This window comes from Nocardioides albidus (assembly GCF_006335005.1).
GTDB classification, from domain to species: domain Bacteria; phylum Actinomycetota; class Actinomycetes; order Propionibacteriales; family Nocardioidaceae; genus Nocardioides; species Nocardioides albidus.
In genome coordinates, this window is record NZ_VDMP01000012.1 from 31891 (window position 1) to 51242 (window position 19352).

The 19352-nt window shown below is 70.3% G+C and carries 16 protein-coding genes; 6 read left to right on the plus strand and 10 right to left on the minus strand.

The genetic code is table 11. From position 1 onward, the window contains the following. The 10 genes from FHP29_RS01360 to FHP29_RS01405 all read right to left on the minus strand — a co-directional run. On the minus strand, nt 1–569 hold a 569-nt coding region (locus tag FHP29_RS01360), incomplete at its 3' end, for an electron transfer flavoprotein subunit beta/FixA family protein (RefSeq protein WP_205013778.1). Next, the gene (locus FHP29_RS01365) at nt 566–3076 is read right to left on the minus strand and encodes a GcvT family protein (RefSeq protein ID WP_139621084.1); all 2511 of its coding nucleotides are present in this window, start codon (nt 3074–3076) and stop codon (nt 566–568) included. The genes FHP29_RS01365 and FHP29_RS01360, both read right to left, overlap by 4 nt. A 133-nt stretch (nt 3077–3209) precedes the next feature. Continuing rightward, entirely contained in the window at nt 3210–4196 is a 987-nt protein-coding gene (locus FHP29_RS01370) for an ABC transporter substrate-binding protein (protein ID WP_139621085.1), read from the minus strand. 47 nt (nt 4197–4243) lie between these two features. Further along, on the minus strand, nt 4244–6241 hold the full coding sequence (locus FHP29_RS01375) for an ABC transporter permease (RefSeq protein WP_240044233.1): 1998 nt from the start codon (nt 6239–6241) through the stop codon (nt 4244–4246). After that, the gene (locus tag FHP29_RS01380) at nt 6238–7317 is read right to left on the minus strand and encodes a quaternary amine ABC transporter ATP-binding protein (protein WP_139621086.1); all 1080 of its coding nucleotides are present in this window, start codon (nt 7315–7317) and stop codon (nt 6238–6240) included. Before FHP29_RS01380 ends, FHP29_RS01375 begins: the two co-directional genes overlap by 4 nt. Further along, nucleotides 7314–9038 (minus strand): choline dehydrogenase, encoded by a 1725-nt coding sequence (betA, locus tag FHP29_RS01385; protein WP_139621087.1) that lies wholly within the window; start codon nt 9036–9038, stop codon nt 7314–7316. Before betA ends, FHP29_RS01380 begins: the two co-directional genes overlap by 4 nt. A gap of 23 nt (nt 9039–9061) precedes the next feature. Then, nucleotides 9062–10540, minus strand: coding sequence for an aldehyde dehydrogenase family protein (locus tag FHP29_RS01390; RefSeq protein ID WP_139621088.1), 1479 nt, complete (start codon nt 10538–10540; stop codon nt 9062–9064). Nucleotides 10541–10656: 116 nt separating this feature from the next. After that, nucleotides 10657–11427, minus strand: coding sequence for an IclR family transcriptional regulator (locus tag FHP29_RS01395; RefSeq protein ID WP_139621089.1), 771 nt, complete (start codon nt 11425–11427; stop codon nt 10657–10659). Between the two features lie 60 nt (nt 11428–11487). After that, nucleotides 11488–12450: a formyltetrahydrofolate deformylase gene (gene purU / locus FHP29_RS01400; RefSeq protein ID WP_476703655.1), complete on the minus strand. Its 963-nt coding sequence runs from the start codon at nt 12448–12450 to the stop codon at nt 11488–11490. Then, nucleotides 12410–13849 carry a trimethylamine methyltransferase family protein gene (locus FHP29_RS01405; RefSeq protein WP_139621090.1) on the minus strand — a complete coding sequence of 480 codons (1440 nt, stop codon included), beginning with the start codon at nt 13847–13849 and terminating at the stop codon, nt 12410–12412. The genes purU and FHP29_RS01405 overlap by 41 nt, the downstream gene beginning before the upstream one ends. Before the next feature lie 156 nt (nt 13850–14005). Between FHP29_RS01405 and FHP29_RS01410 the strand changes: the two genes are divergently transcribed. From FHP29_RS01410 to FHP29_RS01435, 6 genes are read left to right on the plus strand one after another with little or no spacing between them, the layout of a single operon-like run. After that, on the plus strand, nt 14006–14776 hold the full coding sequence (locus FHP29_RS01410; protein ID WP_139621091.1) for an IclR family transcriptional regulator: 771 nt from the start codon (nt 14006–14008) through the stop codon (nt 14774–14776). After that, on the plus strand, nt 14773–15438 hold the full coding sequence (locus FHP29_RS01415) for a corrinoid protein (protein ID WP_139621092.1): 666 nt from the start codon (nt 14773–14775) through the stop codon (nt 15436–15438). The genes FHP29_RS01410 and FHP29_RS01415 overlap by 4 nt, the downstream gene beginning before the upstream one ends. After that, nucleotides 15438–16319: a dihydropteroate synthase gene (locus tag FHP29_RS01420; protein WP_139621093.1), complete on the plus strand. Its 882-nt coding sequence runs from the start codon at nt 15438–15440 to the stop codon at nt 16317–16319. Before FHP29_RS01415 ends, FHP29_RS01420 begins: the two co-directional genes overlap by 1 nt. Further along, entirely contained in the window at nt 16316–18325 is a 2010-nt protein-coding gene (locus tag FHP29_RS01425) for an ASKHA domain-containing protein (protein ID WP_205013779.1), read from the plus strand. The genes FHP29_RS01420 and FHP29_RS01425 overlap by 4 nt, the downstream gene beginning before the upstream one ends. After that, on the plus strand, nt 18264–18938 hold the full coding sequence (locus FHP29_RS01430; RefSeq protein ID WP_139621094.1) for a DUF1638 domain-containing protein: 675 nt from the start codon (nt 18264–18266) through the stop codon (nt 18936–18938). The genes FHP29_RS01425 and FHP29_RS01430 overlap by 62 nt, the downstream gene beginning before the upstream one ends. Further along, complete coding sequence (locus tag FHP29_RS01435; protein WP_139621095.1) at nt 18925–19323, plus strand: GFA family protein; 399 nt, start codon at nt 18925–18927, stop codon at nt 19321–19323. The genes FHP29_RS01430 and FHP29_RS01435 overlap by 14 nt, the downstream gene beginning before the upstream one ends. Nucleotides 19324–19352: the final 29 nt, after the last annotated feature.

Here is a 19352-nt window from a genome sequence, read left to right on the forward strand (position 1 = left end):
GGCTCGACGCCGCCCTCGAGCACCGTGACGACCGCGGGCAGGGGCACGCGGTAGGTCTCGCGACCCTCGGGTCCCTTCACGCTGGCCACGACCTCGCCGTCCTCGATGCTGATCGTGGCGGCGCCGTTGACGACGGGCCGCCCCAGCTCGTAGGCGAGCCGGATGCCGACCTGGAAGTCGCCGGTGTCGGCGGCGTCGTTGCCGAGCAGGATCAGGTCGTGCGGGCGGCCCGCGGCCTCGTGGTCGCGCACGACGGCTGCGATCTCCCGGGCGACGTCGGCCGGACCGAAGCCGCCGGGGTCGGTCTCGACGTGGGTGGCCGCCGTGCACCCGACGGCGAGCGCCGAGCGCAGCTGGTCGACCGCCTCCGCGTCGCCGAGCGTGAACACCGACGCGCTGCCGCCCGTGGCGGCGGCGGTCTGCACCGCCAGCTCGATCGCGCACTCCTCGTGGTTGCTCAGCGTGAAGCCGGCGTAGCGCCCGTCGACCGACTGCCCGTCCTCGGTCAGCACGACCTCGCCGGTGGAGTCGACGACCCGCTTCACACAGACCAGGACGTCGAGGCTCATCGCAGACGCCCGTTCTCGGGGTCGAGCAGCGGGGTGGCGTCGATCGAGGCGACCGTCACCGGGTAGAGCTCCTCCATGTAGGACACCGCGAGCTCGTTGCCGAGCACCGCCTGGTCGGGCGGAAGGTAGGCCATCAGGATGTGCTTGCCGAGGGAGGGCGCCGAGCCCGCGCTGGTGACATACGGGTGGTGGCCGTGGCCGTCGGTCAGGGTGCCGCCGTCGCGGGTCAGGATCGGCTCGCCGCCGAGCATGTAGCGCTTGATCCCCGACGCCGAGGTGTGGTCGTCGACGGTCATCGTGCACAGCACCGCCGCCGGAGCCTGCTCGCGCTGGGCGAGATAGGCCTCCTTGCCGACGAAGTCGGCGGCCTTCACCTTGGGCCGCTGCATCCCGGCCTCGACGATGGTGCGCTCCGAGTCGAGCTCGTAGCCGTAGGCGCGGTAGCCCTTCTCGAGCCGGCCGGTGGTGCCGTAGACACCGATGCCGACGGGTACGGCGCCGTGCGGCTCCCCCGCCTGCAGCAACGCGTCCCACAGCTGGGCCGCGTCGTCCATGGCGACGTAGAGCTCCCAGCCGAGCTCGCCGACGTAGGAGATCCGCGAGGCGAGCACGGAGACGCCGCCGACGGTGATCTCGCGGCAGGTCAGGAAGCCGAAGCCGCCGTCGGACACGTCGTCACCGGTCAGCGAAGAGAGGATGTCGCGCGCCCGCGGACCCCACAGGCCGATGGTGGAGACCTGGTCGGTGACGTCGGTGAGCGTCGTCGCGCCGTCCTCGGGCAGCTGGTCGCCGAAGGTCTTGCGGTCGGCCATGCCGTGCGCGCCACCGGTGACGACCCGGAAGTGGTCCTCGCCCAGGCGCATGACCGTGAGGTCGGAGAGGAAGCCGCCGTTGGCGTTGAGGACCGGGGTGTAGATGACCTTGCCGACCGCGACGTCGCACTGGGCCACGCAGGTGCGCTGCACGGTGTCGAGGGCGCCCGGTCCGGTGATGTCGAAGATCGCGAACGCGGAGAGGTCGATGACGCCGGCGGCCTCGCGCATCCGCAGGTGCTCGGCGTTGATGATCGGGCTCCACCAGCGGGCGTCCCACTCGTGCTCGCGCGGCATCACGGCGTCGCCGTACACCTCCAGCAGCGGGGCGTTGGACTCGTACCAGTGCGGCCGCTCCCAGCCGGCGGTCTCGAAGAAGAAGGCGCCGAGCTTCTTCTGCGACTCGTGCATCGGGGCGAGGCGCTGGTCGCGGTCGGACTCGTACTGCTCGGCCGGGTGGACGATGCCGTAGGTCTTGATGAACGACTCGGTGGTGCGCAGCCGGGTGTGCTCGCGGCGCATCTGGTGGGGGTGGAAGCGGGCGATGTCGCTGTGGTGGATGTCGATCTCGGAGTAGCCCTGGGTCATCCACTCGGCGACCGCGCGACCGACGCCCGGTCCCTCCTTGATCCACACCGCGGAGGCGGTCCACAGGCCCTTGACGTGGCTCTCGCCCAGGATGGGCGCGCCGTCGCAGGTCAGCGACAGCAGGCCGTTGATGGCGTAGCGCATCTCCGCGCCCTCGGCGCCGAGCAGCTCCGGCATCAGCTCGTAGGCCTGCTCGAGCTGCGGGTCGAAGTCCTCGGAGGTGAAGGGCAGCTCGGTCGGCGACAGCTTGGACTGCTCGATCGAGGGGATGTCCTCCGGCTCGTGCAGGATCGCGCGGTGGGCGTAGGAGCCGACCTCCATGTCGGCGCCGTGCTGGCGCTCGTAGCAGAAGGTGTCCATGTCGCGGACGATCGGGAAGGAGATCTCGCCCTCGCGCTCGGCCAGCTGCGGGCAGGGGCCGACGCTGATCATCTGGTGCACGGCGGGGGTCAGCGGGATGCTCACACCGGCCATGTCGCCGAGCTTGGGGCTCCACACGCCGGCCGCGATCACGACGTACTCCGTCTCGATGTCGCCGCCGTCGGTGCGCACCCGGCGGATCCGCCCGTCCTCGACATCCATGCCGATCACCTCGACCGTCGGGACGACGGTCAGCTCACCGGTCGCGAGCGCCTTCTCGCGCATGATCGTGCCGGCCCGCAGCGAGTCGACGACGCCGACGCTGGGCGTCCAGAACGCGCCGATGAACTGGTCGGTCTCGATGAAGGGCACCTTCTCCTTCACGAACTCCGGCGAGACCAGCTCGGCCTCGATCCCCCACGCCTTGGCGCTCGACATGCGCCGGCGCAGCTCCTCCATCCGCTCCTCGGTGCGCGCGATCTCGAAGCCGCCGGACTGCGTGAAGACGCCCATCTCCTGGTACTGCCGCACCGAGTCGAGCGTCAGATCGGTGATCTCGCGGGAGTGGTCGACGGGGAAGATGAAGTTCGACGCGTGGCCGGTCGAGCCGCCCGGATTGGGCAGCGCACCCTTGTCGATCTGCACGATGTCGCGCCAGCCCAGCCGCGTGAGGTGGTGCACGAGGCTGTTGCCGACGATGCCCGCGCCGATCACGACGACGCCGGCGGAGGTGGGGACGGTGGCCATGGGATTCCTTAGAGGTTGAGCGGGGGGCCGATGTTGCGTATTAAGCAACAGAATGCGTGATGCGAGACAAGTCTAGAATCACCCGCGCCCGGCCGGGTGTCAATGCCCGGCCGGGCGCGGCGTGGTCAGCGGGTCACTGGAGCCAGGCGTCGACCTTGTCCTCGTTGTCCGCGATCCACTTGGCGGCGGCCTCCTCGGGCTTCATCTTGTCCTCGGAGATGTACTTGGCGACCTGGTTCTGGTCGTCGTTGGTCCACTGGAAGTTCTGGACCAGGGTGACGCCGGGGCCGCCCTCCTCGACCCACGAGGTCGACAGGATCTTCTTGAGCTCGGTCTCGGGGTAGTCGCAGGCGACCTTCGCCGGGTCGTCCTGGCAGCCGTCGGTGTAGGGCGGCAGGGCGACCTTCTCCAGCGGGACGTCGGCGAAGAGCCACTGCGGCTCGTAGAAGTAGCCGATCAGGAACTCCTTGTTCTTCTCGGCCTGCTGGAAGGCGGTGATGCTCGCCGCCTCGCTGCCGGAGAAGACGACCTTGAAGTCGAGTCCGAGGTTGCTGATGATCGCCTCGTCGAACTGGACGTACGACGGGTCCGCCCCGAGGAACTGTCCCTTGCCGCCCGACTCGGAGGTGGCGAACTGCTTGGCGTACTTGTTGAGGTTCTTGTGGTCGAGGATGTCCGGGTGCGCCTCCGCGAGCCACGGCGGGACGTACCAGCCGATGATTCCGACGTTGCCGTTCGGCCCGCCGTCCATCGCGCTCCCGTCACCCTCGCCCTCGAAGAACTTCTTCTCCAGGTCCGGGTGGCCCCAGTCCTCGATGACGACGTCGACATCACCGGTGCCGAAGCCCTGCCAGGAGACGTCCTCCTTGAGGTTCTTGTAGTTGACCTTGCAGCCGAGCTTCTCGGTGGCGACCTGGCCGACCACGTAGGCGCTGGCCTCGTAGCCCACCCACGGGTTCACCGCCATGTTGATCTCACCGCACTCGCCGGCGCTCCCGGCATTGGCCTCGTTCTTCTTGGTCTCGTCGCTGATCGTCCCGCCGCCGCAGGCGGCGAGCAGGAGCGTCATGGACGCCGCAACCGAGGCGAGTCCTGCCGCCTTCTTCCTTGGGTGGTGCATGGTGTCTCCTTGGTTGTTGGTGTCCGTGAGGCTGGCTGGGGGAAGCGCTACCGCGCCGTGTCGCGCGCCGCCGCGCGGGCGATGCGGTCGATCATGATCCCGAGCAGGACGATGCTGATGCCGGCCGCGGCTCCCTTGCCCCATTCCTCCGAGCGGGCGAAGCCGAGCACGACGTCGTAGCCGAGCGCACCGGCGCCGACCAGGCCACCGATGACCGCCATCGCCAGGACGTAGAGCAGACCCTGATTCGCCGCGAGGACCAGCGACGCGCGAGCCATCGGGAGCTGGACCTTGGTGATCTCCTGCCACCGGGTCGAGCCCGTGGAGCGGCCCGCCTCGATCGTCGACGGGGAGACCGCCTTGACCCCGTCGGCGACGAGCTTGATCGCGACCGGCGCGGCGTACACGACACCCGCGACGATCGCGGTGAACCGGGTCGGGCCGAAGAGGGCCAGGACCGGGATCAGGTAGACGAACGGCGGGATGGTCTGCCCGGCGTCGAGGATCGGGCGGAGGACGAGGTCGATCCCGCGGCGGCGCGCCATCGCCACGCCGAAGACCACGGCCAGCAGCATCACCAGGACGGTGCCGACCAGGGTCATGTTGAGGGTGACCATGGCGTCGTGCCACAGGCCGAAGTAGAGCAGGCCGGCGATGCAGATCACCGTGGGCACGAGGGCGCGGACGCCGCCGAAGACCACCGTGAGCGCGAGCAGCGCGCCGGCGGCCAGCCACCACGGCGACTCGGCCAGGAGGGACTGCAGGGGGTTCAGCAGCAGCGAGCTGATCAGGTCCTTGAAGCCCTGCGTGGCGCCGCGGAAGGAGTCGGTGAACCACACGAAGAAGCTGTCCACCGCGTCGGCGACCTTCGGCGTCCAGCCCAGGTCCGAGAGCTCGGCGGCCCAGGGGTAGGTGCGCGAGAGGTAGATGGCGACGAGGACGGGTACGGCGGTCGCGGCGAGCACGATCCGGCGCAGCCGCAGGTCGAGGCCGCCTCGTGCGGCGATCTCGGAGTACTCGCTGGCCGCGGTCGTCGAGCGGTCGAGCATCACCGCCATCACCACGATCAGCATGCCGGGCACGAACGCGCCGCCGACGTCGTTCTTCACCAGCGCGTCCAGCACCGGACGGCCCAGTCCCGGGCCGTCGACGTACGACGCGATGGTGGCCATCGACAGCGCCGCCATGATCGTCTGGTTGAGCCCGACCACGATCGTCTTGCGCGCCATCGGCAGCTGCACCTTGGTGAGTCGCTGCCACCAGGTCTGCCCGGCGGAGTCGGTCGCCTCGATGGTCGTCTCGGAGACGTTGCGGATGCCGTGGCCGGCGATGCGGATGATCGGCGGCAGGGCATAGACCAACGTGCAGACCACCGCTCCTGCGGCGCCGATGCCGAAGAAGAGGACGATCGGCAGCAGGTAGACGAAGGTCGGCATGGTCTGGAAGATGTCGAGCACCGTGTTGGTGACCGCGTTGACCGCGCGGTTGCCCGTGCCGACCATGACCGCGAGCGGCATCCCGATGAGCACCGAGACGCCGACGGCCACGAAGGTGACGATGAGCAGGTCGATCGCGTCGCTCCAGTAGCCGAAGAGGCCGAAGGAGAGGAACGAGACGGCGACCAGGACCGCGATCCGCCAGCCGGCGATCGCCAGTCCCACCCACGTGGCGACGGCGGTGACGCCCAGCCAGCCGATCTGGGGCACCGGGCGGGGGAAGTCGGGGATCGAGAGCAGCCGCTGGAACCAGTCGACGACCGAGGTGAACCCCGAGCCGAGGTCGTAGGTGAACTGGATGAGCGGATTGTCGGTGCGGCTGGCCAGGATGTCGTCGCGGAAGCCGCCGAGCGACTTCTGCACATCGGTGAGCTCGCGCCCCGCGGGGACGAGGGTGTCGTTGCCCTTGGTGAGCGCCCAGACGGCCAGCCAGAGCACGATCACGCCCAGCGCCCACATCCAGCGCGGGATGCTCGCGAGGGAGCGTCCCCTCTCCTCGGGCTCGGGCGCCGACGAGGCGGGGGCGGCTGGGGCGAGGGTGGCGCTCACTGGTGCGCCTCCTCCTCCGCGACCACGACCCGCAGGATGGCGTCGTCGTCGACGATCCCGATGAGTCGCTCGTTCTCGTCGACGACCCGGACCGGGTGCTCGGAGGCGAGCGCGGCCTTCGCGGCCTGGCGCACGATGGTGTCGCAGGACATCACCGGGCCGTCCATGGAGTCGTCGGGACGCGGATCCCGCATGACCCACCTCAGGGTCAGCACGTGGGAGCGGGGCACCTCGGAGACGAAGTCGCGGACGTAGTCGTCGACCGGTGCGCCCACGACCTCGTCCGGCGCGCCGATCTGGACGATCTCGCCGTCGCGCATGATCAGGATCCGGTCGCCCAGCTTGAGCGCCTCCTGCAGGTCGTGGGTGATGAAGACCATCGTCTTGCCGAGGTCGCGGTGGAGCCGGATCACCTCGTTCTGCATGTCGCGGCGGATCAGCGGGTCCAGCGCGGAGAACGGCTCGTCGAACAGCAGGATGCTCGGATCCCCGGCGAGGGCGCGCGCCAGGCCGACGCGCTGCTGCATGCCGCCGGAGAGCTGGTCGGGGTAGGAGCGCGAGAAGCCGTCGAGTCCGACCAGGGACACCACCTCCTCGGCCTTGGCCCGCCGCTCCTTCTTCTTCATGCCGCGGATCTCCAGGCCGTAGGCGATGTTGTCGATCACCTGGCGGTGCGGCAGCAGCCCGAAGTGCTGGAAGACCATGGACACCCGGTTGCGGCGCAGGTCGCGCAACTGGGCCTCGTTGGCCGTGGTGACGTCGATCCCGTCGATCTCGACGGTCCCGGCGGTCGGCTCGATCAGCCGGGTCAGGCAGCGGACCAGGGTCGACTTCCCCGAGCCCGACAGGCCCATGACCACGAACACCTCGCCGGGCGCGACCTCGAACGACACGTCCTTGACGCCCGCGACGCAGCCGGTCTTCGCCTTCAGCTCGGCGCGGGAGAGCTCCGCGTCGGGCGTGCCGACGATCTTGTCCGCACGCGGACCGAAGATCTTCCACAGGTTGCGCACCGACAGCGCGCTCTGTTCCGAGGACGTCGGTGTCCCGGCGCCCGTCTCGATCGCCACGCTCATGTGGCCTCCTCACGGTTGCGGCTGTCGCCGGGGGGATGCAGGGGCATGCCGTCCCGGTAGCGGTAGTAGGGCACGTCGAGCGCGGGAAGCGGTGTGTTGCCCGCGATCAGGTCGGCGGCCTTCTCGGCCACCATCATCACCGGCGCGTAGATGTTGCCGTTGGTGACATAGGGGAAGACCGACGCGTCGACCACGCGCAGGCCCTCGGTGCCGTGGACCCTCATCGAGGTGGGGTCGACGACCGCCATGTCGTCGATGCCCATCTTCGCGGTGCACGAGGGGTGCAGGGCGGTCTCGGCGTCCTTGCGGACCCACTCGAGGATCTCGTCGTCGGTCTCGACCGACGGGCCCGGCGAGAGCTCGCCGGCGTTGTACGGCGCGAACGCGGGCTGGTTGAGGATGTCGCGGGCCACGCGCACGGCCTCGACCCACTCCTTGCGGTCGGTCGGCGTCGAGAGGTAGTTGAACTGCATGCTCGGGTGCACCCGCGGGTCGGCGCTCCTGATCCGCACCCAGCCCCGGGTGTCGGCGTACATCGGGCCGATGTGGACCTGGTAGCCGTGGGCACCCTTCTCGAGGTTCTCCGGCGCGGAGCCGTCGTACCGGATGGCGATCGGCAGGAAGTGGAACATCAGGTTCGGGTAGTCGACCTCGTCGTTGCTGCGGCAGAAGCCGCCGCCCTCGAAGTGGTTGGTCGCGCCGAGGCCGCTGCGGTGGAAGAGCCACTGGTAGCCGATCTTCGGGCGCTCGCGGTAGCGCAGGCCCGGCGCGATCGAGACCGGCTGCTTGGAGGCGTACTGGATGTAGACCTCGAGGTGGTCCTGGAGGTTCTCCCCCACGCCCGGCAGGTGGTGCACGACCGGGATGCCGTGCTGACGCAGCAGCGCCTCGTCGCCGACGCCGGAGAGCTGCAGCAGCTGCGGGGTGTTGATCGCTCCCCCGCTGAGGATGACCTCGCCGGCCCGCACGGTGTGGTTGCGCCGCGCCTGCGAGTAGTCGACGCCCACGGCGCGCTTGCCCTCGAAGTTGACCTTGGTGACGAACGCGTAGGTCTTCACGGTGAGGTTCTTGCGGCTCTTCACCGGGTGGAGGTAGGCGCGGGCGGCCGACCAGCGCCGTCCGCGGTAGACGTTGCGGTCGAAGCGGGCGAAGCCCTCCTGGCGGTAGCCGTTGACGTCGTCGGTCAACGGGTAGCCCGCCTCCTGGGCGGCCGCGAAGAAGGCCGCGAACAGCGGGTTCGTCGCCGGCCCCTGCTCGAGCCGCAGCGGACCGTCGCCGCCGCGCCAGTCGTCGGCGCCGACGCCGCCGTCGGCGAGGTAGCGGGTCTCCATCCGCTTGAAGTAGGGCAGGCAGTGCAGGTAGTCCCAGCTCTCCATGCCCGGGTCGCGCGCCCAGCGCTCGTAGTCCATCGGGTTGCCCCGCTGGAAGATCATCCCGTTGATGCTGCTCGAGCCGCCGAGCACCTTGCCGCGGGCGTGGAACACCCGGCGACCGCCCATGTGGGGCTCGGGATCGGTCTCGTACTTCCAGTCGTAGAGCCGGTTGCCGATCGGGATCGGCAGCGCCGCCGGCATGTGGATGAACGGGTCGATCTTGTAGTCGGAGCGGCCCGCCTCCAGCAGGAGGACGCTCGTCCCGGGATCGGCCGAGAGGCGGTTGGCCAGGGCGCACCCGGCCGAGCCACCGCCCACGATGACGTAGTCGTATCGGTCTGCGCCCATGGCGACGTCGTACCTCTCTCCGGCTATCCCGCGAACCAGCGCTGCTCGGCCGGTCGGATGTTGTGCCACACGTGCTTGGTCTCGCGGTACTCCTCGAGTCCGGCCAGCCCGAGCTCGCGCCCGGTGCCGGACTGCTTGAACCCGCCCCACTCGGCCTGCGGCACATAGGGGTGGTAGTCGTTGATCCACACCGTGCCCATCCGCAGCCGAGCAGCGACGCGCTGGCCCCTGCCGGCGTCCTGGGTCCACACCGCGCCGGCCAGGCCGTAGATGCTGTCGTTGGCGATGCGGACCGCCTCGTCCTCGTCGGAGAACGTCTCGACGGTCAGGACCGGCCCGAAGGACTCGTCCTGGGTCACCGACATGTCGCTGCGACACCCGTCGAGCACGGTCGGCAGGTAGTAGAACCCGTCGGCCAGCTCGGGCTGCTCCGCGGTGTCGGGACGTCGGCCGCCGCAGCGCAGTACGGCGCCCTCGGCCAGCCCTGCGGCGACGTACGCCTCGACCTTGTCGCGATGGGCGGCGCTGGTCAGCGGACCGGTCTCGGCCTTCTCGTCGAACGGCCCGCCCAGCCGGATCCGGCCGGCGCGCTCGACGAGGGCGTCGACGAACGAGTCGTGGATCGACTCCTCGACCAGCAGGCGGGCACCGGCCGAGCAGACCTGCCCGGAGTGCAGGAAGACGGCGGTGAGCGCGAAGTCCAGGGCCACGTCGAGGTCGGCGTCGGCGAAGACGATGTTGGGGTTCTTGCCGCCCAGCTCGAGGGCGACCTTCTTGACCGTGCCCGCAGCCGCAGCCATCAGGCGCTTGCCGGTGACCAGACCGCCGGTGAACGAGACCAGGTCGACGCGGGGGTCCTCCGAGAGCGGGGCGCCGGCGTCGGGGCCGGCGCCGAGGACGAGGTTGCCGACACCCGCCGGCAGTCCCGCCTCCTCGAGCAGTCGCATCAGGTGGATCGAGGTGTGCGGCGTGAGCTCGCTCGGCTTGAGCACGAAGGTGTTGCCGGCGGCCAGGCACGGTGCGACCTTCCAGGAGACCTGGAGCAGCGGGTAGTTCCACGGAGCGATCAGGCCGCAGACACCGATCGGCTCGTGCACGATCCGGCTGACGACATCGGGGTTCCCGGTGTCGACGACACGGCCGGCGTCCTCGGCGGCGATGCGACCGTAGTGGCGGAAGACGCCGACGATGTCGTCGATGTCGTACTCCGACTCGACGAGGCGCTTGCCGGTGTCGAGCGACTCCATCCGGGCCAGCGCGTCCTTGTCGCGCACGAGCAGGTCGGCCACGCGCAGCAGCAGGTCACCGCGCTCGCGGGCGGGGGTGTGCGGCCAGGGTCCGTCGTGGAAGGCACGGTGGGCGGCGGCGATCGCCGCCAGGGTGTCCTCCGACGACGCCTCGTCGACCTCGGCGACCAGGGTGCCGTCGGCGGGACAGCGGATCTCCCTCCGCCCGCCCGCGGCGGCGGCGCGCCACTCCCCGTCGACGTACAGATTCGGCACGGAGGCCCCCCGCTCACTGGACGATGTTGCGTATGACGCAAATCACTTCTTGTTGCGCAACGGTCTGAGAATGCTGTGCTCGGCTGCTCCCGTCAAGGACCCCGTCCGCCCCGGGTTCACTGGCGCAGCCCCCAGCCCAGTCGGTGGGAGATCTCCTCGGCGGCGGCCAGGCACTGCTCGATCACGGTGTCCAGCCGCTCATCCGAGAGCCGGAAGGTCGGTCCCGACACGCTGATCGAAGCGATGATGTCGCCGTGGGCGTTGCGGATCGGCGCGGCCACGGCGGTCAGGCCGACCTCGAGCTCGTCGACGGCGAGCGCATAGCCCTGCTCGCGGATCCGCTCCAGCTCCTCGCGCAGTTGCGCCTTGCGGGTGATGGTGGCCGGCGTGAACCGCGCGAGCGAGCCGATGACGTCGGCAAGCTCCTCGGGCGTCAACTCGCTGAGCAGCACCTTGCCGTTGCTGGTCGCGTGGAGCGGGATGTGCTGGCCCACCCAGTTGTGGGACTGCAGGGCCGAGGAGCCGGCGACCTGGTCGAGGTAGAGCGCGGCGTGCTCGGCGCGCACGGTGATGTTGACGGTCTCGCCGGTGTCCGCCGCGAGCTGGCGCGTGATGGGCCGCGCCTCCTGGACCAGGTCCAGGCGGGCGGTCGTGGCGCCCGCGAGGCGCAGCAGCCCGACGCCGAGCGAGTAGCGGCCGCGGTCGCCGGCCTGCTCGACGAGCCGGTGCGTCTCGAGGGTGGAGACCAGCCGGAACGCCGTCGACTTGTGGACGTCGAGCTCGGCGGCGATCTCGGTGACCCCCGCCGTGCCGAGCCGGGCGAGGACCTCCAAGATGGTCAGCGCGCGGTCGACCGACTGGACCGTCGCCGCCTCACTGTTGCCCATGGCGCAACACTAGGCCCTCTACGGAACACGTCAAGGGGCCTCGCTGTTGCGGGGCAGCGGTCAGCGGAAGACGACGGTGCGGTGGCCGTTGAGCAGGACCCGCGACTCGGCGTGCCAGCGCACCGCCCGGGAGAGCACCTGGGCCTCGACATCGCGGCCCGCGGTGACCAGCTGGTCCTGGTTGAACCCGTGGTCGACGCGGACGACGTCCTGCTCGATGATCGGGCCCTCGTCGAGGTCCGCGGTCACGTAGTGCGCCGTCGCGCCCACCAGCTTCACCCCGCGGTCGAACGCCTGGTGGTAGGGCTTGGCGCCCTTGAAGCTCGGCAGGAACGAGTGGTGGATGTTGATGGCGCGGCCGGCGAGGTCGGAGCACAGGCTGTCGGAGAGCACCTGCATGTAGCGCGCCAGCACGACCAGGTCGACCTCGTGCTTGGCGACCAGCTCGCGCAGCCGGTCCTCGGCCTCCTGCTTGGTGTCCGCGGTGACCGGGATGTGCACGAAGTCGAGCCCGTGGGCGCGCACCAGCGGCTCGGCGTCGAGGTGGTTGGACACCACCACCGGGATCTCGATCTGCAGCGACCCGGTGCTGTGGCGGAAGAGCAGGTCGTTGAGGCAGTGCAGGTGCTTGGACACCATGATCAGGGTGCGGTACGGCGCCCGCGCGTCCCACAGCTCGAAGGTCATCTCGAAGCCGGAGGCGACCTCGGCGAAGTCGCGGCGCAGCTCCTCGAGGCCGACCTGCTCCTCCCCCGTGCCCGGGACCTCGAAGTCCAGGCGCATGAAGAAGCGGCCCGTCAGCTGGTCGCCGAACTGCTGGCTCTCGATGATGTTGCCGCCGTGGCGGACCAGGAAGCCGGAGACGGCGTGGACCACCCCGGGACGGTCAGGACAGGTCAGGACCAGGACGTAGTCGCCCGAGGGGGCGCTCGCGCGGGGGGCGTCCTGGGTGGTGGCGAAGGCCATGGCGCCGCCTCCCCCGTCAGTCGCCGAGCTCGGCACGGCGGCGGACGACGTACTCACGCAACTCCTCCTCGATCGCGGCGTCCAGCGGCGGCGCCTCGTACTCCTCGAGCTTCTTGCGGTAGATCTCCTCCGCACGCGCGTTGGCGTCCTTGCCGCCGTTGCGCATCCAGCGCTCGTAGTTCTCCGAGGACGAGAGCAGCGGACGGTAGAAGCAGTCGCGGAAGCGCTCCATGGTGTGCATCGCGCCGAGGAAGTGGCCGCCGTGCCCGACCTCCTCGTGGGCGCCGAAGGCCATCGACTCCTCGTCGATCTCGAGCGGGGTGAACTCCGCGCGCATCATCTGCAGCAGCTCGATGTCGACGATGAACTTCTCGTAGCCCGCGACGAGACCGCCCTCGAGCCAGCCCGCCGAGTGCATGACCCAGTTCGCGCCCGCGAGGAAGGTCGGCATCATCGTCATCAGCGCCTCGTAGCCGGCCTGCGCGTCGGCGACCTGCGAGGAGGTCAGCCCGCCGCCGGTGCGGAAGGGCAGCCCGAAGTGGCGGGCGATCTGGCCGGTGCACAGCAGGCCGAGTCCGGACTCCGGGGTGCCGAAGGTCGGCGAGCCCGACTGCATGTCGATGTTGGAGAGGAAGGACCCGAAGATCACCGGGGTGCCGGGCCGGATCAGCTGGGACAGCGTGATGCCGGACAGCGCCTCGACGATCTGCTGCACCAGGGCGGCCGGGATGGTCACCGGCGACATCGCGCCCATCAGGATGAACGGCGTGAGCACGACCGGCTGTCCGGCGCCGGAGTACTCGAACTGGGCCTCGAGCATCCGGTCGTCCCAGCGCAGCGGCGAGTTGCAGTTGATCAGCGAGATGGTCGCCGGGGTCTGCTCGATCGCCTCGCGGGAGCCGAAGAGGATCGAGGTCATCGCCAGCGTGTCGGCGGCGTTGACGCCGGAGACGACGTTGCCCATGTAGACCTTGTCGGTCAGCGTCTGGAGGGCGTAGGTCATGTCGAGGTGACGGCTGTCGAGCGGGGTGTCGTTGGGCTCGCAGATCACGCCGCCGGCGGAGTCGAGCACCGGGAACGACTGGGCGAGCTTCGTGAAGTTGGTGAAGTCGTCCATCGTGGCGTCGCGTCGCACCTCGCCCTGGCGCACGAACGGCGGACCGTAGACCGCCCCGAACGCCATCGAGTCGCCGCCGATGTGGATGTTGTTGGCGGGGTTGCGCGCCTGGACGTCGAACTCTGAAGGCGCCTTGGCGACCTGCTCCAGGACGAAGTCGGGGTCGAGGAAGACGGTGTTGTCCTCCACCCGCTGGCCCGCCTTGCGGAACAGCTCGAGGGCGCGCTCGTCCATGAACTCGACGCCGATCTCGGTCATCAGCTTGCGCCACCCCTTGTCGAGGGTGGCCATCGCTTCGGCGGAGAGCACCTCGTAGCGCGGCATCCGGTTCTGGAACATCGAGCCTCCTGGGGGCGAGCGGGCCGGTCGTGGTGGAACGTCTTCGGAAACGATCCTTGACCGGGATCGCTCCGCATCCTAGCCTCATCATATGGGAACGTAGTCCCACATCATGGAACTCTTTGTCGCGCGATTGGAACCTCCGGTGAGCACCCGATGAGCCCTCAGCCGAGCACCGGCACGCAGGCGGTCGACCGCGCCGCGCTGCTGGTGGCGACCGTGGTGCGCGCCGACGAGCCGCTGACCTTCGCCGACCTCCAGGAGGCGTGCGGGCTGCCCAAGTCGACGACCTCGCGGATGCTGACCGCCCTCGAGCGCGTCGAGCTGCTCGAGCGCAACGACTCCGGCTCCTATGTCGCCGGCCCGCTGTTCTGGCTGTACGCCGCTCGCCACGACCCGTGGGAGGAGCTGGTGCGCCTGGCCGGCCCCACGATGGAGCGGGTCGGCGCCGACACCGGCGAGACGGTCAACCTCTCGGTGTGCCGCGGGGATCGCGTCGTCCAGGTCGCCCAGGTCGACTCGACGTACCTGCTCGGCACCCGCGACTGGACCGCCGAGGACGTGCCCGCGCACTGCTCGGCGCTGGGCAAGGTCCTGCTCGCCCACGGCGTGGTGGACCTGCCGGAGGGCCGGCTCGAGGAGCTGACGCCCCACACGATCACCGACCGCGAGGCACTGCAGCGCGAGCTCGCGCAGGTGGTGCGCCGCGGCTGGGCCGGGACCGTCGACGAGCTGGAGATCGGGCTGTCGGGCATCGCCGTACCCGTGCGCGGCAGCGGCGGCGAGGTCGTCGCGGCCCTCGGCATCTCGGGGCCGAGCCCGCGACTGACCGATCGGCGCGACGAGATCGGACGAAAGATGAGCGACCGAGCGCAGCAGCTATCCGGGCTGCTGCGTCGGCACACGCGCAAGGAGGGCGTGGCATGACCCCAGAAGAGATCCTTCAAGCCTTGTACGACGAGACCCTGGTCGGCAACGCTCCCCGCGTGCTCGAGCTCACCGAGGAGGGGTTGACGCTCGACATGGAGCCGCAGACGCTGCTCTTCGACGCGCTCATCCCCTCGCTGGAGGAGGTCGGCGCCCGCTTCGAGCGCGGCGACTTCTTCGTGCCCGAGATGCTCATCGCCGGTCGGGCGATGGCGGGGGCGATGGAGCGGCTGCGCCCGCTGCTCGCCGAGACCGGTGTCGAGACCGTCGGCAAGTTCCTGATGGGCACCGTCAAGGGCGACGTCCACGACATCGGCAAGAACCTGGTCAACATCATGCTCGAGGGCGCCGGCTTCGAGGTGATCGACCTCGGCGTCCAGGTCGCACCGGAGAAGTTCGTCTCCGCGATCGAGGAGCACCAGCCCGACATCGTCGGCTTCTCCGCCTTCCTCACCACCACGATGCCGATGTTCAAGGCCAACATGAACGCCCTCGAGAAGGCCGGGCTGCGCAACGACGTCATCGTCATGGTCGGCGGCGCACCGGTCACCCAGGAGTACGCCGACGCGGTCGGGGCCGACGGCTACGCCGCCGACGCCTCCCAGACCGTGAAGCGCGCCAAGGCGCTGCTGCACGAGAAGCGCTCGAAGGTGCCGGCCTGATGACGAACCCCGCTCCCCGGCTCGAGACCCGCCTCCGCTCGGCGACCCAGGAGGTCGTGATCGGTCACGACACCCGCTTCTGCCTGATCGGCGAGCGGATCAACCCGACCGGCCGCCGCATCTTCCAGGAGCAGCTGCGCGCCGGTGACCTGTCCGCGATCGAGCGCGACGTCAAGGCCCAGGTCGAGGGCGGCGCCGACGTCCTCGACATCAACATGGGCGTCCCGCTCACCGACGAGGCGGACCTGCTGGCCAAGGCGATCACCATGGTCCAGGGCCTGACCGACAAGCCGATCTGCATCGACTCCTCCGTCGTGGAGGCGCTCGAAGCCGGGCTGTCGGTCTACCAGGGCCGCGCGCTGGTCAACTCGATCACCGCCGAGGACGACCGGATGGCGCAGATCCTGCCGCTGGTCAAGAAGTACGACGCCGCGATCATCGCCCTCCCCAACGACGAGGACGAGATCCCGATGGAGGTGGAGAAGCGGATCACGCTGACCCGCAAGATCATCGAGGTCGCGACCAAGGAGTACGGCATCGCCGCCGCGGACATCGTCATCGACCCGCTCGCCATGCCGATCGGCGCCGACGGGTCGGTCGCGCTGACCTTCTTCGAGACGGTCCGGCGCATCCGTGACGAGTTCGGCGTCAACATGACCTGCGGAGCCTCCAACGTCTCCTTCGGCATGCCCTCGCGGCACGCCCTCGGCTCGGCCTTCCTGCCGATGGCCATGCAGGCGGGCCTGACCTCCGCGATCATGGACACCCGGACCCCCGAGATCGTCGAGGCGGTCAAGGCCGCCGACCTGCTGCTGGGTCACGACGAGTGGGGCGGCTCGTGGATCGCGGCCCACCGGGCCCGGCAGGCCGCGACGGCGTGAGCACCGACCCCGGGGACACCACCGAGGACCCCGCCGAGGACCCCGCCGAGGTCGTCGAGGAGGACGGGTACTCGGTCGAGCACCTGCGCCGCGAGGGGCTGATGACGAGTCCCGGCGCGGAGATCGTCCCCCACGACGGCACCGGGCGCGTGGAGCTCTCGTTCACCGTCGAGGACTCCGGCGGCGCGCCGCCGAACCAGCGCAGCGTCCGGGTGCCTCCGGGGGTGACGGTGTTCGACTCCGCGTCGTGGAACGGCATCGCCATCGACTCCACCTGCGGAGGCCACGGCACCTGCCACAAGTGCAAGGTGCGCGTCGACACGTCGACGCCGATCTCGCGCCACGACGTGCGCACCTTCACGCGCGACCAGATCGACGCGGGCTGGCGCCTGGCCTGCCTGGTGCAGGCCACGCGCGATCTCAAGGTCACCGTGCCTCCGCTGACCACGCGACCCAAGGCCGCGACCGTCGGCGTCGGGCGCCAGGTGATCCTGCGCCCGGCCGTGCAGAAGAGGTACGTCGAGCTGGAGGAGCCGAATCTGGCCGACCAGCGCACCGACATCGACCGTCTGCTGGGGGCGATCGACGACCTCGCGCCCCGGCCCGACCTGCACGCCCTGCGCCGCCTCCCGCACGTGGTGCGGGCGGCGGACTGGAAGGTGACCGCGGTGATCGTCGACGAGGTCCTCGTCGACGTCGAGCCCGGTGACACCACCGAGCAGCGCTACGCGATCGCCTTCGACCTCGGGACCACCACGGTCGTCGCGACGCTCCTCGACGTGGCCCTCGGCACTCCGGTGGGCGTCGCGTCGATGCTCAACAAGCAGCAGCCCTACGGCGGCGACGTCATCACCCGGATCAGCGCCACGATGATGGACCCCGCGACCCTGCCCCGCCTGCAGCAGGCGGCGGCGGCGACTCTCAGCGAGCTCGCCCAGCAGGTCTGCCGCGAAGGCGGGGTCGACCCCGCGCACGTCTACGAGGTCGCGATCGCCGGCAACGCCACCATGACGGCGCTGGTCCTCGGCATCGACCCCGAGCCGCTCGGCGTCGCGCCGTTCGTCATGTCCACCGCCCAGCCGCCGACGGTGCTCGCCACGGACCTCGGCCTCGACCTCCACCCGCGGGCACGCGCCGTCTTCTTCCCCGCCCTCGGCGCGTACGTCGGCGGCGACATCGTCGCCGGCATGCTGGCCACGGGCATGGACCGCGACAAGCGCACGCGCCTCTTCATCGACGTCGGCACCAACTGCGAGCTCGTCGTCAGCGACGGCGACCGGATCCTGTCGACCGCCGCGCCCGCGGGTCCGGCGTTCGAGGGCGGCGCCATCAAGTGCGGCATGCGGGCCGCGGACGGCGCCATCGAGGTGATCAAGCTCGACACCACGCCCGACGCCCCCGACCGGGCCGTCCAGCTCGGCGTGATCGGCGACGTGGAGCCGAAGGGCCTGTGCGGCTCGGGGCTGGTCGACGCCGTCGCCGAGCTCGTGCGGGTCGGCCTGCTCGACTCCTCGGGCCGGTTCATCCCCGACGAGCAGGCACCCGAGGTCGCGCCCGCGCTGGCCGACCGGCTCACCCGGATCGGCGAGGAACGCGTCTTCGTCCTGCACCGGCCGCACCCCGACGCACCGGCGGACGAGTGCGTCGTGCTCTCGCAGCGCGACGTGCGCGAGCTGCAGTTCGCGAAGGCAGCGATCTCCACCGGCTGGACGCTGCTGCTGGAGGAGCTCGAGCTCGAGCACCGTGACGTGCAGCAGGTGCTGATGGCCGGGTCGTTCGGCAGCTACATCTCCCCCGCCTCCGCGGTCCGCATCGGCCTGGTGCCGAAGCTGCCGGTGCTGCGCATCGTCTCGGCCGGCAACGTGGCCGGTGAGGGCGCGAAGATGGCGCTGCTGTCGGTGCGCGAACGGGCCGGAGCCGCCGCGCTGCTCCAGGAGGTGACCTATGTCGAGCTCTCCGACCGCCCCGACTTCAACGACCGGTTCGTCGACCAGCTCAGCTTCTGACCCCGAGCCCGGCGTCCCGAGCGGGCTGGACCTCATCGCCTGTGGCGCGCTGGCCCAGCCCGCCGCCGAGATCGCGGACCGGCGGCGCTGGCCGGTCGCCGTACATCCCCTGCCGCCGCTGCTGCACAACCAGCCGCACCTCATCGCCGGGCAGGTCCGCACCCTCGCCGAGCGACTGCTCGCCGAGGGCCACCGGGTCGCGATCGGGTACGCCGACTGCGGCACCTACGGCGCCCTCGACTCCGTGTGCGCCGAGCTCGGCGTCGAGCGACTGCCCGGGCTGCACTGCTACGACGTCTTCGCCGGCCCCGAGCGGCTGGCGCGCTTCTTCGAGGACCAGCCGGGCACCTACGTGCTGACCGACTTCCTGGTCCGCTCGTTCGCGCGCACCGTCGTCCGCGAGCTCGGTCTGGATCGCTATCCCGAGCTGCGTGACGACTACTTCGGCTCCTACACCCGCGTCGTGTGGCTCGCCCAGGAGCCCGACGACGAGCTGCGGAGGCTCGCCGAGCAGGCGGCCGCCACGATCGGGCTGCCGCTGACCGTGGTCGACACCGGCCACGCCGGACTGGAGTCCGCGCTCGAGGGCCTCCTCGCCGATGCCGGATCCTGAGCCGCGGGGGCGGTGCCTGTGCGGCTCGGTGGCCTACACCGTCCGCGGCGCGCTGCGCGACGTCCTCGACTGCCACTGCGCCCGCTGCCGCAGGTTCACCGGCCATCACATGGCCGCGACCTCGGCCGCCCGCGCGGACGTCGACATCGACGACGCCGAGAGCCTGCTGCGGTGGTACGCCCCGGTCCCGGAGGCGAGCTACGGATTCTGTGCCCGCTGCGGATCGTCCCTGTTCTGGACGTGCACATCGGCCCCCGACCGACTCTCCATCTGCGCCGGCACGCTCGACCCGCCGACCGGCCTGCGCACCACCGCGGCGTGGTGGGTGAGCGAGGCGAGCGACTACCACGTCCGGCCGGACCTGCCCGAGTTCGACACCGAGTAGGCCGGCGGCGTCGGTCCCTGCAGCGGGTA

What these genes read in the sequence shown, in the direction of transcription:
- FHP29_RS01365 (WP_139621084.1), bottom strand. Translation starts at nt 3,076, where the DNA reads ATGGCCACCGTCCCCACCTCCGCCGGCGTCGTCGTGATCGGCGCGGGC.
- FHP29_RS01370 (WP_139621085.1), bottom strand. Translation starts at nt 4,196, where the DNA reads ATGCACCACCCAAGGAAGAAGGCGGCAGGACTCGCCTCGGTTGCGGCG.
- FHP29_RS01380 (WP_139621086.1), bottom strand. Translation starts at nt 7,317, where the DNA reads ATGAGCGTGGCGATCGAGACGGGCGCCGGGACACCGACGTCCTCGGAA.
- betA (WP_139621087.1), bottom strand. Translation starts at nt 9,038, where the DNA reads ATGGGCGCAGACCGATACGACTACGTCATCGTGGGCGGTGGCTCGGCC.
- FHP29_RS01395 (WP_139621089.1), bottom strand. Translation starts at nt 11,427, where the DNA reads ATGGGCAACAGTGAGGCGGCGACGGTCCAGTCGGTCGACCGCGCGCTG.
- FHP29_RS01405 (WP_139621090.1), bottom strand. Translation starts at nt 13,849, where the DNA reads ATGTTCCAGAACCGGATGCCGCGCTACGAGGTGCTCTCCGCCGAAGCG.
- FHP29_RS01410 (WP_139621091.1), top strand. Translation starts at nt 14,006, where the DNA reads ATGAGCCCTCAGCCGAGCACCGGCACGCAGGCGGTCGACCGCGCCGCG.
- FHP29_RS01415 (WP_139621092.1), top strand. Translation starts at nt 14,773, where the DNA reads ATGACCCCAGAAGAGATCCTTCAAGCCTTGTACGACGAGACCCTGGTC.
- FHP29_RS01420 (WP_139621093.1), top strand. Translation starts at nt 15,438, where the DNA reads ATGACGAACCCCGCTCCCCGGCTCGAGACCCGCCTCCGCTCGGCGACC.
- FHP29_RS01430 (WP_139621094.1), top strand. Translation starts at nt 18,264, where the DNA reads ATGTCGAGCTCTCCGACCGCCCCGACTTCAACGACCGGTTCGTCGACC.
- FHP29_RS01435 (WP_139621095.1), top strand. Translation starts at nt 18,925, where the DNA reads ATGCCGGATCCTGAGCCGCGGGGGCGGTGCCTGTGCGGCTCGGTGGCC.